The following is a 13,640-nucleotide window of genomic DNA, read 5'->3' as shown; positions in this document are numbered from 1 at the left end:
ATCGTTGACATCCATCGCGAGCGTGCTCGCTCCTACAGGGGAGGGTGGTGTTTGTTAGAGGGTGAAATCGCCTTCAGCTACCGTTTCACTCAACGGCCGGCGCGGGCTGGGCACTTCACGCGCTTGCAGGTACTCCGCCAGCGTCGCCTTGTCGCCCAGCTTGCCCACGGCCACCGCCGCGTGCAGCGCGTAACCTTCAGGAATGTTCAGCTCCTTGCGGGTCAGCTCCTGATCGAAACCGGCCATGCCGTGGGTGTGCCAGCCGCTGATACTCGCTTGCAGTGCCAGGTGGCCCCAGGCGGAACCGGTGTCGAAGGTGTGCCACAGGGCCGGGGTTTCTTCGCTGGCGCCGGGTGCGACGAAGGTGGTCTTCGAGATCACGATCACCAGCGCTGAAGCGTGTTGTGCCCACGCTCGGTTGAATTCGTTGAGCAGGCCCAGGTAACGCTCCCAGTTCGGCGTATCGCGACGGGCGTAGAGAAAACGCCATGGCTGCGAGTTGTAGGCCGATGGCGCCCAGCGTGCGGCTTCGAAAAAGCTCAGCAGGGTTTCTTCCGGGATGGCTTCGCCGGTGAAGGCGCGAGGCGACCAGCGATCGGTGAATTGCGGGTGAATGGCATAATCGGCAACGCGTGGAGTGGCACTCATGCAGGGTTTCCTTGGGATCGAAGCGACAGGCAAAGCTACTTGCCGACGCACTCACTGACAAGTCCCGTTGTACCGGTAGTCGCCAATGCTTGGCCCGCACGGCGCCGGGCACTAGACTGGCGGCCTTTTCACCACCTGATGTTGATGCTTGAGCCATGGCCGCCAAAGTCGAACCGTTCTGGATACGTAAAACCCTCGATCAGCTCGATCAGCAGGAATGGGAATCGCTGTGCGACGGTTGTGGGCTGTGCTGCCTGCAAAAGCTCGAAGATGAAGACGACAACAGCGTTTATTACACGCGTATCGCCTGCAAATTACTGGATTTGAAAACCTGCCAGTGCAGCGATTATCCCAATCGCCGCAAATCCGTCCCCGACTGCATTCAACTCACGCCGGGCAAGGCCGATGAATTCAAGTGGCTGCCGCCCACTTGCGGTTATCGCCTGGTCAGTGAAGGCAAGGATCTGCCGCTGTGGCACCACCTGGTGTGTGGCGATCGCGACGCCGTGCACCACGAACGCATTTCCCAGTCCGGGCGCATGCTCGCCGAAGGCAGCGTGGCTGAAGAGGATTGGGAAGATCATCTGATTTTCCGCGCAGGTTAGTGTGAACAAGGAGGGTGTATGGCTGTGGGATTGCGCCTGGCGCTGGCCGTCGGGCTGGTGGCCCTGAGTTCGTCGGTGTGGGCGGCGAAGAAGGTGGATCTGGATTACCACGTGCGCCTGCTCCCGCAAAGCGATCAAGCGGAAGTTCGCCTGACTCTGGCCCAGGGCTCGACGGTGCGCAGCCTGGATTTTGATCTCGGCGACGGCAGCCACTACAGCGACTTCAAGGCCGACGGCCAATGGCAGCTCACGCCTGGCCAGCAAGCGCGCGGTGTCTGGCGTCCGGCTGCCGACAAGGCCAGCCTGACCTACCGCGTACGCATCAGCCACAGCCGCAAGAATGGCAGTTTCGACACCCGCATGACGCCAACCTGGGCGCTGATGCGTGGCGATGATCTGGTGCCTGCCGCCCGGCTCGATCAGCAGGACGGCATCGAGTTGGTATCACGCCTCGAATTCGAATTGCCCAGCGGTTGGAAAAGCATCGAAACCGCATGGCCGCGCATTGGCAAGAACAAATTCCGCATCGACAACGTCTCGCGCCTGTTCGACCGACCCACGGGCTGGATGCTCGCCGGCCACCTGGGCAGCCGTCGAACTCGGCTGGGGGAGACCGAAGTCACCGTCGCTTCGCCCCAGGGCCAGGGTATGCGCCGAATGGACGTGCTGACGCTGCTCACCTTCGTTTGGCCGCAAGTGCAGGCGGTGTTCCCGCGCCACCCGAGCAAACTGCTGATAGTCGGCGCCAATGACCCCCTGTGGCGCGGCAGCCTGGCAGCCCGTGAATCGATCTACCTTAATACGCGTCTGCCGCTGGTCAGTGAAAGCGGGAGCAGCGCGCTCGTGCGCGAATTGGTCCAAGTGTTCGGACGGGTCAACGATACCCATCGCAGCGACTGGATCAGCGAGGGGCTGGCCGAGTATTACGCGATCGAGCTTGTGCGGCGAGCGGGCGGGATCAGTGATGAGCGCTACGAAACCCTGCATGCCCGGCTGGTCAAGGACAGCCAGAAAGTCACCACGTTGCGCGATGCCCAGGCCAGCCCGGCGCAAGTGGCGAAGGCGGTGTTGCTGCTGCAAGAGCTGGATCGCGAAATTCGCCTGAAAACGCGCAACAAGCGTTCGCTGGATGATGTGATGCGCGGGGCGATGCGCCTGGAGAGTGTGGACACCAAAGCGTTCGTGCAATTGTCCGAGAGCGTGATGGGTGAGTCGTCGAGGGTGCTCAATACCGAATTACTTCAATAACCCTGTCTCCCGGTCCCCCCGTCCCCTGTAGGAGCGAGCTTGTCGAGGCGTCGAACCGTCGCGATGGTGGCTCAGGCACCGCTGGCATTCAGACAGCCAGCGTCATCGTTGACGACCATCGCGACGGTTCGACGCCTCGACATGCTCGCTCCTACAGGGGAGTGGGGGAACGCTGGGTCAGGCCCCAGCTTTAGGCGACTTCAGCGAATCATTGCCCGTCACGGTCGCCGTGCTGGTCGCCGCCTCGGCATTGGCTTTCAGCCGGCCCAACTCTTCTCCGGCCCGCTCGATCTTCGCCCGCACGTTGTTCATGTCCTGACGACTTTTTTCCAACAGGCTCTTGGCAGAACTGTGCCCTGTGATGCCACGTGCCAACGCCACGCCGCCGATGGCCACCTGGATCAGGCCGAGGATACCGCCGCGACGCAGGCCCTTGCCGACCATCACCGCCCCCCCGCCAACGACCCAACACGTTCCCAACCGTGAACGTTTTTATCGGAGGGGCTCTGGAACGGGGTGGATTCGATGCGCTCGACGCGTTTGAGTTCGCTCATGATCTGTCTCCTGGCAGGTTTGACTGTTTCAGATAACTAAGCTGACTGCCTGGGCGGGCGGCTTGTTCCATCGGATACGCAGCGGTTCAGCGAAATTTCGGACCCGAGCGGGTATTCAGGCCTTTGGCCATGCGGTCGTAGAGCACGACGTTGACCGTGGCCGCAAGATTCATGCAACCGGTGGTCGGGATGTAGACCACGTCTTCGCACCAGTCACGGATCTCTTTATCCAGTGAGCCGTCTTCCGGACCAAAGATGTAGAGGGCACGATCCGGATGGGTGTATTCCGGCAACGAGCGAGCCCCTTCCACCAGTTCCACGGCAACCGGTACACAGCCCAGCGGCAGAATTTTTTTCAAATCGTCGATGCCGATCAACGGAATGTCGTAATGCACACGCTTGGTGTCGGTGACGAAGTCGGCGGCGCGCTCGTAACGCTTTCCGGTATAGAACACGGATGCCACGCCATAGCAGCCGGCGGCGCGCATGACCGAACCGACATTTTCCGGTGATTTGGGGTTATACAAACCAATGCAGCTGTACCGTTTGTCTGCCACGAGCGGGGTGCCTTCGGGAAAAAACGGCGATTATACGGGGATTGGGGGAGGGGTGTCGGGTTGAGATTTGTGATGAGTTTGCCGGCCTCATCGCGAGCACCCTCGCTCCTACAGGGGGCTTGTCGTTCACAAATCCACTGCAGAAGCGGGCTTGCCCGCGATGAGGCCAGATCGGCCAGCGAAAACCTTCAGTCTTCCTTCTTCATCAACCCAGCCAACGCCGCAAACGGGTTGTGCGTCGCTTTGGCGATCTTCGGCGTGCTCAGCGAGCCTTCGCCGAAATACTGCTGGTCGGTGTAGCGCGAGTGCTCATTGTCGTGGCAGTACAGGCACAACAGCTCCCAGTTCGAGCCGTCCTGCGGGTTGTTGTCATGATTGTGGTCACGGTGGTGCACGGTCAGTTCGCTCAGGCGCTTGCCGGAAAACTCACGGGCGCAGCGGCCGCACACGTGCGGGTACATCTTCAGGGCCTTGTCGCGGTAACCCATTTCCTTGTCGCGCTGGTTGTCGGCGAGGATGCGGTCCAGTTTCGACGTGTTGGTAGGGGTGGACGAACTCATGGGTTCACCTTTGTAAAAAGACTAATGACGGTTATGGATGCAGTTTAGCTCAGCCCTTGAGCTTCTCGGCAACCCAGATGGTATGGCGGGTGCCCTTGTTACCGTGGGCGAAGACCTGCACTTCCTCGGCTTTGAAACCGGCTTTCCTGAGCTTGTCGGAAAACAGCCGGTCGGCGCTGGCCGACCACACCGCCAGCACGCCCTTGGGCCGCAGGGCCTTGGCGCAGGCACTCAGGCCACTGGCGGAGTAGAGCCAGCTGTTGGCACGCTGGGTCAGGCCTTCCGGGCCGTTGTCGACGTCGAGCATGATGGCGTCGAACCCTTGGGGCTCGGCTTGCAGCACCTTGGCAACGTCCTCCATGCGGATCACCGTGCGAGGATCTTGCAGGGGGTTGCCGGCCTTTTCGCCCAGCGGCCCGCGGTTCCACTCCACCACGCCAGGCACCAGTTCGGCGACCACCACTTCGGCATTTTTGCCCAGGTGCTTGAGCGCCGAAGCGAGGGTGAACCCCATGCCCAGGCCACCGATCAGCACTCGCGAATTCGGACGTCCGGCGACTTTGCGGCAGGGAATCTCGGCCAGCGCATCTTCGGAGCCGTGCATGCGCGTGTTCATCAGTTGCCCGCCATCCCCGCCCTGGATCTTGATGACAAAGTCCTCGCCGTATTCGAACAGGCAAAGGGCTCCGCCGTTGCCAGGAATAGGGGCGGTGTCGAGCAGGACGAAACGTTTCATGGGGTTCTCTTGAGAAGAATGGGCATTGGTGAAAGCAAACGAGCGCAGTTGGGAGTAGCCTGCAAGCAGACAACAAGGTTAACGGAGCCCTTGATGAAGCGCATCATTCTAACGATCATCGCACTGGCCGCGCTCTCGATAACTGCAGTGTCCGCTCAGGAACTGCAAGCCATTCCGACCACGCCTGCGCCACTGCCTGGGTCGCCCGGCACTGCGACGCCGACACCGTATCCGCAAATTACCCCCAACAGCATTCCCAAGTCGGGGCCCGGCAGCGGCGGGGCCCCATTGCTGCCGCCGATCCTCCCGCCGACTCCACCCGCCAGGGATCAGCCGGTGCCGGGGATCGAGCCAAACGTACCCAAGGTTAAATCGCCGGGGGGTTAGACCTGTTGCGAAAGGAGCTGACCGTCGGCCATGCGCAGGCGCTTGGACAGGGAAACGGCCAAGGCGCGGATGATCTTGGCGGCGATCTTCGGCGCGTCATTGAGCATTTTTTCCAGTGAATCCTTGCCAAGGTTGAGCAGTTGGCAGTTGCTCGCGGCCACGCAACTGGCGGAGCGGCGTTCGCCATCGAGCACGGCCATTTCGCCGAAGGCCCGACCGCTGCGCAGGGTGGCCATGGTCACTCGCTGCCCGTCGCTGTTGGTTTTCTGCACTGCCACCTGGCCGGTGTGGATGATGCACATGAAACTGCCGGCATCGCCTTCCTGGAAAATCACTTCGCCCTCGGCCACCGTGCTGATGCTGAAATAGCCGGATGCCGCCGCAAAGTCGGCGGGCAGCAATTGAGCGAACAAGCCACAGTCCATCAGCCAATCGCGGATTTCATTGTTCAACAAGGTCGGTTCTGACATGTGATCACGGTCTTTTTATTGTTGCTGATATCGATTCCACGCCCCCCTGTAGGAGCGAGCTTGCTCGCGATGACGGTATACCAGTCAATATTTATAGTGACTGACACACCGCTATCGCGAGCAAGCTCGCTCCTACAGGGATCTTCGTAGCCACGGGATTTCGTTTATGACCCGTCCTGGCGGCCAAGTTCCTCAGGCAATGCCCAAAACCGCGAAAACAAATGCGTATTCGAGTGCTACGTCACGCAATCCCTGGTATCGGCCGCTCATCCCGCCATGGCCCGCGCCCAGCTCAGTCTTGAGCAGCAATAGGTTGTCGTCGGTTTTGGTGGCGCGCAGTTTGGCCACCCACTTGGCGGCTTCCCAGTATTGAACGCGGCTGTCGTTGTAGCCGGCGATCACCAGCGTTGCCGGATACGCCTGTGCGGTGACGTTTTCGTACGGTGCGTAAGCCTTGATCCGATCATAGACTTGTGGCTCCTGAGGATTGCCCCACTCGTCGTATTCCGTGACGGTCAATGGCAAGTCCGGGTCGAGCATGGTGTTGAGCACGTCGACGAACGGCACTTCGGCAATCGCTGCGCCAAACAGGTCGGGGCGCATATTGAGCACCGCGCCGATCAGCAAACCGCCCGCGCTGCCGCCGCTGATTGCCAGTTGAGGCGAGGTGGTGTAGCCATTGGCAATCAAGTGCTCGGCACAGGCGATGAAGTCGTCAAAGGTGTTGTGCTTGTGTTCCTGCTTGCCGGCGCGATACCAGGCTTCACCCAATTCCCCACCGCCGCGCACGTGGGCAATGGCAAACGCTACGCCGCGATCGAGCAGGCTCAGGCGTGCGTGGGAGAACCACGGGTCGAGGCTCTGGCCGTAGGCACCGTAGGCGTAGAGGTACAGCGGCGTAGGTTTGCCCAAAGCGTCGCGTTTGACCACCAGGCTGATCGGCACTTGCGTGCCGTCCGGTGCGGTCGCCCACAGTCGCTGGCTGACGTAGGCGTCGGCATCGAACGGACCGAGTACCGGGGTTTCTTTCAAAACGGTCTGGTCGCCGTTGACCAGGTCCAGTTGGCGAATCTGCGCCGGGCGATTCAGCGCCTCGTAGCGCAGGCGGATGCGCTCGCTTTCAAATTCCAGGCTGTTTTGCACGTGCAGGCTGTAGGCAGCATCCGGCAATTGAACCCGATAACTCGGCAAATCCTGTGGGTGCACTTCGATGATCGGTAGGCCACCTTCGCGCAGGCTCAGGGTCATGGCCCCGACATTGAGGCTCATGCCTTCGATCATGGTGCTGTCGCGATGCGCGATGAGCAGGCGCCAGTCGGCTTCGGTGGGTGCCACGCCGGTATCGACAGCGGTGTACAGGGCGTAGTTGATGCCGTCGCGGTTGCTTCGAATGAACCATGTCCATTGACCGTCGAGCACACCATGATCGACGTCGTACTCATGGTCTTCAACCCGTGGTGCGATGCAGCTGAACGGCTGCTGCGGCTGACAGGCGTCGAGCACCCAGATTTCGCTGGTGGTCTTGCTGCCCAGGGCCAGGAACAATTGCTGTTCGGAGCTTGCGCGGTAGCAATGCAAGAAGAAGCGGCCGTCGGGCTCATGGAACACTTCTTCAGCCGCTGTGCCATCCAGTCGATAACGATACAGCTTGTGCGGTCGGTGCGTGTCGTCCAGTTCGCCAAAAAACAGCGTCAGGCTGTCGTTGGCCCAGGTCATGCTGCCGTCGCAGTCCTGGAACTCCAGTTCGCTGACACGACCGTCGGATAATTCCTTGACGAACAGGGTGTAAATCTCATCGCCTGTAGCATCGACGCTGTAGGCCAGGCGCTGGTGATCCGGGCTGATGCTGAAGGTGCCGAGGGAAAAGAACCCACCGTTGGCCAGCTCGTTCGGATCCAGCAGCAGTTGTTCGCGGCTTTCGTCCAGTTGCAGGCTATCGTCGTCCGGGCGCGGGCACCGATAATGGCGAGCGTACTCGTCGCCGGCGGTGGTGCGTGTGTAATACAGGTACGGGCCCCACGGTGACGGCAACGACAGGTCCGTTTCCAGGATCCGGCCCTTGATCTCTTCGAACAGGGTCTCGCGCAACCCGGCCTGATTGGCGGTTTGCGCTTCCTGATAGCTGTTTTCCGCTTTCAGGTAGTCGAGGACCGCGTCGGTGTCGCGTTCCTGCAGCCAGGCATACGGGTCAGAGCCTGGGGCTGTGTGGGCGATGGGGGCGGATTGAGACATGAATGGTTCTCGAAGAGTGCACGAAATAGGGTTTTGCAACCTGTGGGAGCGCGTATGGCCTGGTATTGGGACAAGCCGGACGTGCAAAAAGTCGTTACTATAAGCCCCTATTTGCTTGCCTTGCCATGGACACCATGACCGAGAACGACTATCTGATCGCTTGGGGCCTTTATGCCTTCGCCGCTTTGGGCTGCCTGTTGGTGTGGATGCGCATTACCCGTTGGATGTGGCGCTGGCTGCGAGAGCCCCTGCGGGTGTTGGGCGCAGTGCTGTTGTTCAGCCCGACGATCATCGACCCGGTGAAGGAAAAAGTTGCCCCGGCCATCGCCATCACCACCCTGGACCTCGCGTTCAAGGTCGGTAACAACGCATGGCGCGCCATCTCCGACCTGCTCATGTACGGCATGATTGCCTTCGGTATCTATCTGGTCTTCGTTGCGATCCGCTTCCCCATCGAGCGTAACGCCCGCGCTCGCAAGGAACGGGCGGAGGCCGCGAAGGCGGCAGCCCGCGTCGACGAGCCGGACGACGACCAACCGTTCGGCGGTGCAGGAGATGACCGTTATGGTCGTCCGCCAGTCCCGAGCAACCCGCAGCGTATGCGGGTCGAACCGCGTTTGTAACCCTGCCTTACAGAGAGTCCGAGCATGTGTGAGTTATTGGGCATGAGCGCCAATGTCCCGACCGATATCGTGTTCAGCTTCACCGGGTTGATGCAGCGCGGCGGGCGTACCGGCCCTCATCGTGATGGCTGGGGCATTGCATTCTACGAGGGGCGCGGCCTTCGCCTGTTCCAGGATCCGGCGGCGAGCAGCGAGTCGGAAGTCGCCAATCTGGTGCAGCGCTATCCGATCAAGAGCGAAGTGGTGATCGGGCATATCCGCCAGGCCAACGTCGGCAAGGTCTGCCTGTCCAACACCCACCCGTTCGTGCGAGAGCTGTGGGGGCGAAATTGGTGTTTTGCGCACAACGGCCAGTTGGCGGATTTTCAATCGACCACCAGCTTCTACCGCCCTGTTGGCGATACCGACAGCGAAGCGGCGTTCTGCGATTTGCTCAACCGCGTACGCGCCGGGTTCCCCGAGCCGGTGGACGTCCAAGCGTTGCTGCCGGACCTGGTGGCCGCTTGCGCCGAATACCGCAGCAAAGGCGTATTCAATTGCCTGCTCAGCGACGGCGATTGGCTGTTCTGCTACTGCTCCACGAAATTGGCGCAGATTACCCGTCGCGCACCGTTTGGCCCGGCGCGCCTGAAAGATGTCGATGTGATCGTCGACTTCCAGGCCGAGACCACGCCCGACGACGTGGTGACGGTGATCGCCACCGAACCTTTGACCGAAAACGAAACCTGGACCCGCTACGAGCCGGGCCAATGGAGCCTGTGGCGACGTGGTGAATGCGTCAGCCAAGGCAAGACCGAATAAAGGACGCTCTCATGTTGCTCAGTTATCTACGGCTGGTGTTGTTCGCGGCGGGCCTGTTGATTGGTGTCCAGGTGCCAGGCTTCATCAACGACTACACCAAGCGTATCGAAGCGCACCTGATCGAGGCGCAGACCAGCCTCAGCGGTTTTCAGAACACCGCCAACCAGTTCTTCAAGGGCGACATGCAGGCGCTGGTCGCTCATTACCGCGCCAGCGAAGACCCGATATTTCGCAGCGACGCCGACAGCCTGAGCCACCTGCTGACCCGCCAGGTGGCGCTGGATAAACAGTTCCAGGCCATGCAGGGGCCCTGGTACGTGCGTTTCCTGCAAGTGGTACTGGCCGCCGACCCGGATATCCGCAAGGAAACCTGGAACGGCTACAGCTATCAGATCCTGCTGACGCCCGAAGCGATGATCTGGGGCATGAGCGGTGCGTTGCTGTTGTCGTTCGGCATCGAGTGCCTGTTCCGCCTGATCGATTGGGTGGTGCTGGGCGGCCGACGCCTGCGCCAGAGCCGGCCGATCGAAGACCGGGATGTGCGTGGGTTGCAGTGAAATAGTCCCTGTAGGAGCGAGCTTGCTCGCGATAGCGGTCAACCAGCCACACCATGGGTGACTGACAAACCGCTATCGCGAGCAAGCTCGCTCCTACAGGGGAGGGTCACTTCAGCGTGCCAGCACGACGTAGTTATCCCCCACCCGACTCGCGTAGTCCGTCAGCACCCGCTGACACAACGCCACAATCTCCTCGACCCACTCCACCCCGGTGCGCCACGACACCACCACCTGCAAATCCGGCGGCCGTTGGTCGATGGCCAGCAGGGTCAACTCCCCGCTCGCCAGCTCTTCGGCTACCAGCACGGGTGGCAACGCCGCGATGCCAAAACCGTCCCGCAGCAGCCGGGTGATCGCCGACACCGAGTTCACGCAGTTCAGCTTGGGCGTCATCACACCGTTGGCCTGCATCAGCGCGAGCACTTGTTGATGCGGGTGGGAGTTTTTCGAGTAGGTGATGATGCGTTCGTTGCCGAGGTCGGCGACACCTGAATACGCTCGGTTGTACAGGGAATTGCTGGCGGCGATCCAGCCCATCGGGTGGCTGGCCAATTCCAGGCTGCGCACGCTTTCCTGTCGCAACAGATCGGTTTGCAAGGCCACATCGAGAAAGCCTTTTTGCAACTGATCGCAGAGGTTCAGCGAGGTATCGGCCACCAGTTCGATTTCCACCAGCGGGTACAGCTCGGTCATCTGCGCGACCAGGGGGCTCAGCCAGGTGTGGATGACGGTGTCCATCACGCCGATGCGCACCCGGCCGACCTTGCTGGAGCGCGTCTCGATCGACTGTTTCAGCGCCTGCATGGTGTCCATCATCTGCTCGGCGTGCTCAAGTACCTTCAAGCCTTCAGGCGTCAGGCTCACGCCGCGCGAATCACGCAGGAACAGCTTCACGCCCAGCTCACTCTCGAGTACGGCAATGCGACTGGAAATCGAGGCCTGGGTGGTGAACAGCTTGTCTGCAGTCAGGCGAAAACTCTTGAGTCTGGCGACCCAGACGAAGGTCTCGAGAAACTTCAGGTTCATGGGGGTTGCTCGGGGGGGATAAATTTTTCTTATGTCTGGAACAGGATTTAATTAGTTGGACGCGACAGGGCAGTGCGCCCAAAAATCACCGCATCCGGTTCTCACGATAGGCGTCGTCGGGGCTCAGGACAATACCCGTAAAATCAGCGCGAAGATTTGCCCGCCGTTGAAAAGAACAAAGCCAACAGGAGTGTTCACCGTGAGCCGTCTGCTATTGAACTGCGATATTGGCGAGAGTTTCGGTAACTGGACCATGGGTCTGGACGCCGAGGTCATGCCCTTCATCGATTGCGCAAACATTGCCTGCGGGTTCCACGCAGGGGACCCGAGCATCATGCGCAAGACCGTCAGCCTGGCGCTGAGTAACGGCGTGCAGATTGGCGCGCATCCTGCCTATCAGGATTTGGTGGGGTTTGGCCGGCGTTCCATGGTGTACACCGCGCAAGAACTGCAAGACATCCTGCATTACCAGATCGGCGCTCTCGATGGTCTGTGCCGGGCGCAGGGTGGACGGGTGAGCTACGTCAAACCCCACGGCGCGATGTACAACGACATGATGGCCAACCCTGCGCAATTGCGTGCGGTGCTACAGGCTGTTGCAGCCTACGACTCGACATTGCCGTTGATGCTGATGGCCACCCGCGACAACAGCGCCGCGCAGCAATTGGGCGATGAATACGGTGTGACCCTTTGGTTTGAAGCCTTCGCCGACCGCGCCTACGACAGTGCCGGCCGGTTGGTTTCGCGGCAACTGCCGGGTGCCGTGCACCACGATCCGGAAACGATCATCACCCAGGCCTTGAAGATTGCCCGTGGCGAGCCGCTTACCGCCAGCGACGGCAGCGCCCTGCACTTGAGGGCCAACACCCTCTGCGTCCACGGCGACAACGCCAGTTCGGTGGCGGCGGTGCAACGGATTCGTGAAGCCCTTGATCAGTTGGGGGCATCATGAAGCTGCGCATCGAAGGCGTCGCACTGGATTGCCTGATGGTGCGCCTGTTCGACGAAATCGCCGAAAGCAACATGCCGTGGATGCTCGCTGCCAGCGACAACCTGCGTGCAGCATTTGCCGGACAGCTCATCGACCTGGTGCCGTCCTACACGACGCTGATGGTGCATTACGATCTCAATGCCTTGAGTCCTGCGCAGGCTCGAGAGCTGATCGCCGAGGCGTTGATCGATCTGTCACCCAATACCCGCAGCAGTGGCCAATGCCATGTGTTGCCGGTGTGGTACGACCTGAGCGTCGGTCCGGAGTTGAGCCTGTTGGCCAAGCGCAGCGGTTTGACAGTCGAGGAAGTGATCTGCCGTCATAGCGAGCGTGAGTACCAGGTGTTCGCGCTGGGTTTCGCACCAGGCTTCGCTTTCATGGGGCTGGTGGAGGAAGCGCTGGCCGCGCCGCGCCTGAATACCCCGCGCAAGAAGGTCGCGGCGGGGAGCGTCGGGATCGCCGAACGGCAGACTGCCGCTTATCCGGCTGTCTCTCCAGGTGGCTGGAACCTGATCGGTCGCACACCGGCCCGATTGTTCGACCGCGATCGCGAGGGGTACAGCCTGATGCAGCCGGGTGACACCGCGCGGTTCGCCCCCATCAGCCATGCCGAGTTCATCAACCTGGGCGGTGACGACACGCCGTTGGAGGTTCAAGCATGAGCCGGCTCTCAATCGAAGCGAGCACGCCATTGTGCCTGTTGCAGGACGCCGGTCGATTCGGTGTACGCCACCTGGGCGTGACCCAAGGCGGCGGGTTGGATTGGCGTTCGATGTCGTGGGCCAACTGGTTGTTGGGCAATGCTTTGGGGGCCGCCGTCATCGAAATCACCCTGGGCGGATTTACCGTGGGAGCCGAAGAAGATTGCCTGCTGGCTTTGGCGGGGGCGGATCTTGGCGCACAACTGGACGGTCAGGCGCTGATGCCTTGGCGCAGTTTCAAGATGCGCAAAGGCCAACGTTTGCAGTTCACCCAGCCGCTATTGGGCGCGCGGGCTTATCTCGCCGCACCGGGCGGATTTGAGGCACCGCGGGTGCTGGGCAGTTGTGCCACCGTAGTGCGTGAAGAGCTGGGCGGGCTGGATGGCAGAGGGCATGCGTTGGTCAAGGGCGCGTCGTTGAGCTATCACGCCGATGCGCCGTTGCTGGTACGGGAGGTGCCAACCGGACAGGTGCCGGATTTCAAACTCGATGCGCCACTGGATGTGATCGTGGGGGCGCAGATCGGTGAGTTCAGTGGCCAAAGTCTGTTCGATGCATTCAACAGCCCCTGGACACTCGACAGCCGTGCCGATCGCATGGGCATGCGCCTGCTGGGTCCGGCGTTGGCTTATCAGGGGGAACCGATGATTTCCGAAGGTATTCCGCTGGGCGCGGTGCAGGTGCCGCCAGACGGTCAGCCAATCGTGTTGCTCAACGATCGCCAGACCATCGGGGGTTATCCACGCCTTGGTGCGTTGACGCCGCTGGCGTTGGCGCGGCTGGCGCAGAGTCTGCCGGGAGCGCAGGTGCGGTTACGGCCGGTGGTGCAGGAGGTTGCGCATCGGGAGCAGGTTGAATACCTGCGGCGTTTTTCCGATAGCTAAAAGCATCGCGGGCAAGCCCGCTCCTACAGAGGTTTGCTGAGCATCTGTAGGAGCGGGCTT

Annotated in this window: 16 protein-coding genes and 1 pseudogene; 9 read left to right on the top strand and 8 right to left on the bottom strand. The window is 61.1% G+C overall.

From position 1 onward, the window contains the following. Nucleotides 1-54: 54 nt before the first annotated feature. Complete coding sequence (locus tag AB4N64_RS18280; RefSeq protein WP_460117285.1) at nucleotides 55-648, bottom strand: nitroreductase family protein; 594 nt, start codon at nucleotides 646-648, stop codon at nucleotides 55-57. Between the two features lie 155 nt (nucleotides 649-803). Here AB4N64_RS18280 and AB4N64_RS18275 point away from each other — a divergent pair, with 155 nt between their 5' ends. Further along, nucleotides 804-1,253, top strand: coding sequence for a YcgN family cysteine cluster protein (locus tag AB4N64_RS18275; protein ID WP_460117284.1), 450 nt, complete (start codon nucleotides 804-806; stop codon nucleotides 1,251-1,253). Between the two features lie 18 nt (nucleotides 1,254-1,271). Beyond that, nucleotides 1,272-2,501 (top strand): hypothetical protein, encoded by a 1,230-nt coding sequence (locus tag AB4N64_RS18270; RefSeq protein ID WP_460117283.1) that lies wholly within the window; start codon nucleotides 1,272-1,274, stop codon nucleotides 2,499-2,501. Between the two features lie 177 nt (nucleotides 2,502-2,678). Here the strand turns inward: AB4N64_RS18270 and AB4N64_RS18265 are convergent. The 4 genes and pseudogenes from AB4N64_RS18265 to AB4N64_RS18250 all read right to left on the bottom strand — a co-directional run bounded on the left by AB4N64_RS18265 (nucleotide 2,679) and on the right by AB4N64_RS18250 (nucleotide 4,908). After that, nucleotides 2,679-3,055, bottom strand: a pseudogene (locus tag AB4N64_RS18265) (YgaP family membrane protein). Nucleotides 3,056-3,141: 86 nt separating this feature from the next. Then, complete coding sequence (locus AB4N64_RS18260; RefSeq protein WP_095171660.1) at nucleotides 3,142-3,612, bottom strand: RNA methyltransferase; 471 nt, start codon at nucleotides 3,610-3,612, stop codon at nucleotides 3,142-3,144. A 188-nt stretch (nucleotides 3,613-3,800) separates the two neighbouring features. Further along, the gene (locus AB4N64_RS18255) at nucleotides 3,801-4,172 is read right to left on the bottom strand and encodes a YajD family HNH nuclease (RefSeq protein ID WP_007944009.1); all 372 of its coding nucleotides are present in this window, start codon (nucleotides 4,170-4,172) and stop codon (nucleotides 3,801-3,803) included. Between the two features lie 49 nt (nucleotides 4,173-4,221). Then, nucleotides 4,222-4,908, bottom strand: a complete 687-nt coding sequence (locus tag AB4N64_RS18250; protein WP_460117282.1) for a spermidine synthase — start codon at nucleotides 4,906-4,908, stop codon at nucleotides 4,222-4,224. Between the two features lie 93 nt (nucleotides 4,909-5,001). Here AB4N64_RS18250 and AB4N64_RS18245 point away from each other — a divergent pair, with 93 nt between their 5' ends. After that, nucleotides 5,002-5,295, top strand: a complete 294-nt coding sequence (locus AB4N64_RS18245; protein ID WP_460117281.1) for a hypothetical protein — start codon at nucleotides 5,002-5,004, stop codon at nucleotides 5,293-5,295. Here AB4N64_RS18245 and AB4N64_RS18240 read toward each other — a convergent pair. Both AB4N64_RS18240 and AB4N64_RS18235 read right to left on the bottom strand, forming a co-directional pair. Beyond that, complete coding sequence (locus AB4N64_RS18240; RefSeq protein WP_460117280.1) at nucleotides 5,292-5,765, bottom strand: Crp/Fnr family transcriptional regulator; 474 nt, start codon at nucleotides 5,763-5,765, stop codon at nucleotides 5,292-5,294. The two genes, AB4N64_RS18245 and AB4N64_RS18240, sit on opposite strands and share 4 nt — an antisense overlap. Nucleotides 5,766-5,957: 192 nt before the next feature. Then, the gene (locus tag AB4N64_RS18235) at nucleotides 5,958-7,997 is read right to left on the bottom strand and encodes a S9 family peptidase (RefSeq protein ID WP_460117279.1); all 2,040 of its coding nucleotides are present in this window, start codon (nucleotides 7,995-7,997) and stop codon (nucleotides 5,958-5,960) included. Nucleotides 7,998-8,122: 125 nt separating this feature from the next. Here AB4N64_RS18235 and AB4N64_RS18230 point away from each other — a divergent pair, with 125 nt between their 5' ends. The 3 genes from AB4N64_RS18230 to AB4N64_RS18220 are packed head-to-tail and all read left to right on the top strand — an operon-like array spanning nucleotide 8,123 to nucleotide 9,978. Continuing rightward, a complete protein-coding gene (locus AB4N64_RS18230; protein ID WP_460117278.1) occupies nucleotides 8,123-8,620 on the top strand; it encodes an MFS transporter in 498 nt (165 codons plus the stop codon). A 24-nt stretch (nucleotides 8,621-8,644) separates the two neighbouring features. Beyond that, nucleotides 8,645-9,421, top strand: coding sequence for a class II glutamine amidotransferase (locus AB4N64_RS18225; RefSeq protein WP_460117277.1), 777 nt, complete (start codon nucleotides 8,645-8,647; stop codon nucleotides 9,419-9,421). Nucleotides 9,422-9,432: 11 nt separating this feature from the next. Then, on the top strand, nucleotides 9,433-9,978 hold the full coding sequence (locus tag AB4N64_RS18220) for a DUF2937 family protein (protein WP_460117276.1): 546 nt from the start codon (nucleotides 9,433-9,435) through the stop codon (nucleotides 9,976-9,978). Between the two features lie 111 nt (nucleotides 9,979-10,089). Here AB4N64_RS18220 and AB4N64_RS18215 read toward each other — a convergent pair whose 3' ends face one another. Then, nucleotides 10,090-11,004, bottom strand: a complete 915-nt coding sequence (locus AB4N64_RS18215) for a LysR family transcriptional regulator (protein WP_460117275.1) — start codon at nucleotides 11,002-11,004, stop codon at nucleotides 10,090-10,092. A gap of 199 nt (nucleotides 11,005-11,203) precedes the next feature. On the opposite strand from AB4N64_RS18215, the gene AB4N64_RS18210 reads away from it, so the two are divergent. From AB4N64_RS18210 to AB4N64_RS18200, 3 genes are read left to right on the top strand one after another with little or no spacing between them, the layout of a single operon-like run. Then, complete coding sequence (locus AB4N64_RS18210) at nucleotides 11,204-11,956, top strand: 5-oxoprolinase subunit PxpA (protein WP_460117274.1); 753 nt, start codon at nucleotides 11,204-11,206, stop codon at nucleotides 11,954-11,956. Beyond that, a complete protein-coding gene (locus tag AB4N64_RS18205) occupies nucleotides 11,953-12,657 on the top strand; it encodes a 5-oxoprolinase subunit B family protein (RefSeq protein ID WP_460117273.1) in 705 nt (234 codons plus the stop codon). The genes AB4N64_RS18210 and AB4N64_RS18205 overlap by 4 nt, the downstream gene beginning before the upstream one ends. Next, nucleotides 12,654-13,580 (top strand): 5-oxoprolinase subunit C family protein, encoded by a 927-nt coding sequence (locus AB4N64_RS18200; RefSeq protein ID WP_460117272.1) that lies wholly within the window; start codon nucleotides 12,654-12,656, stop codon nucleotides 13,578-13,580. The genes AB4N64_RS18205 and AB4N64_RS18200 overlap by 4 nt, the downstream gene beginning before the upstream one ends. Nucleotides 13,581-13,640: the final 60 nt, after the last annotated feature.

It is taken from the genome of Pseudomonas sp. S2_C03 (assembly GCF_054668405.1).
This window is presented reverse-complemented; position numbering and strand designations above follow the sequence as displayed.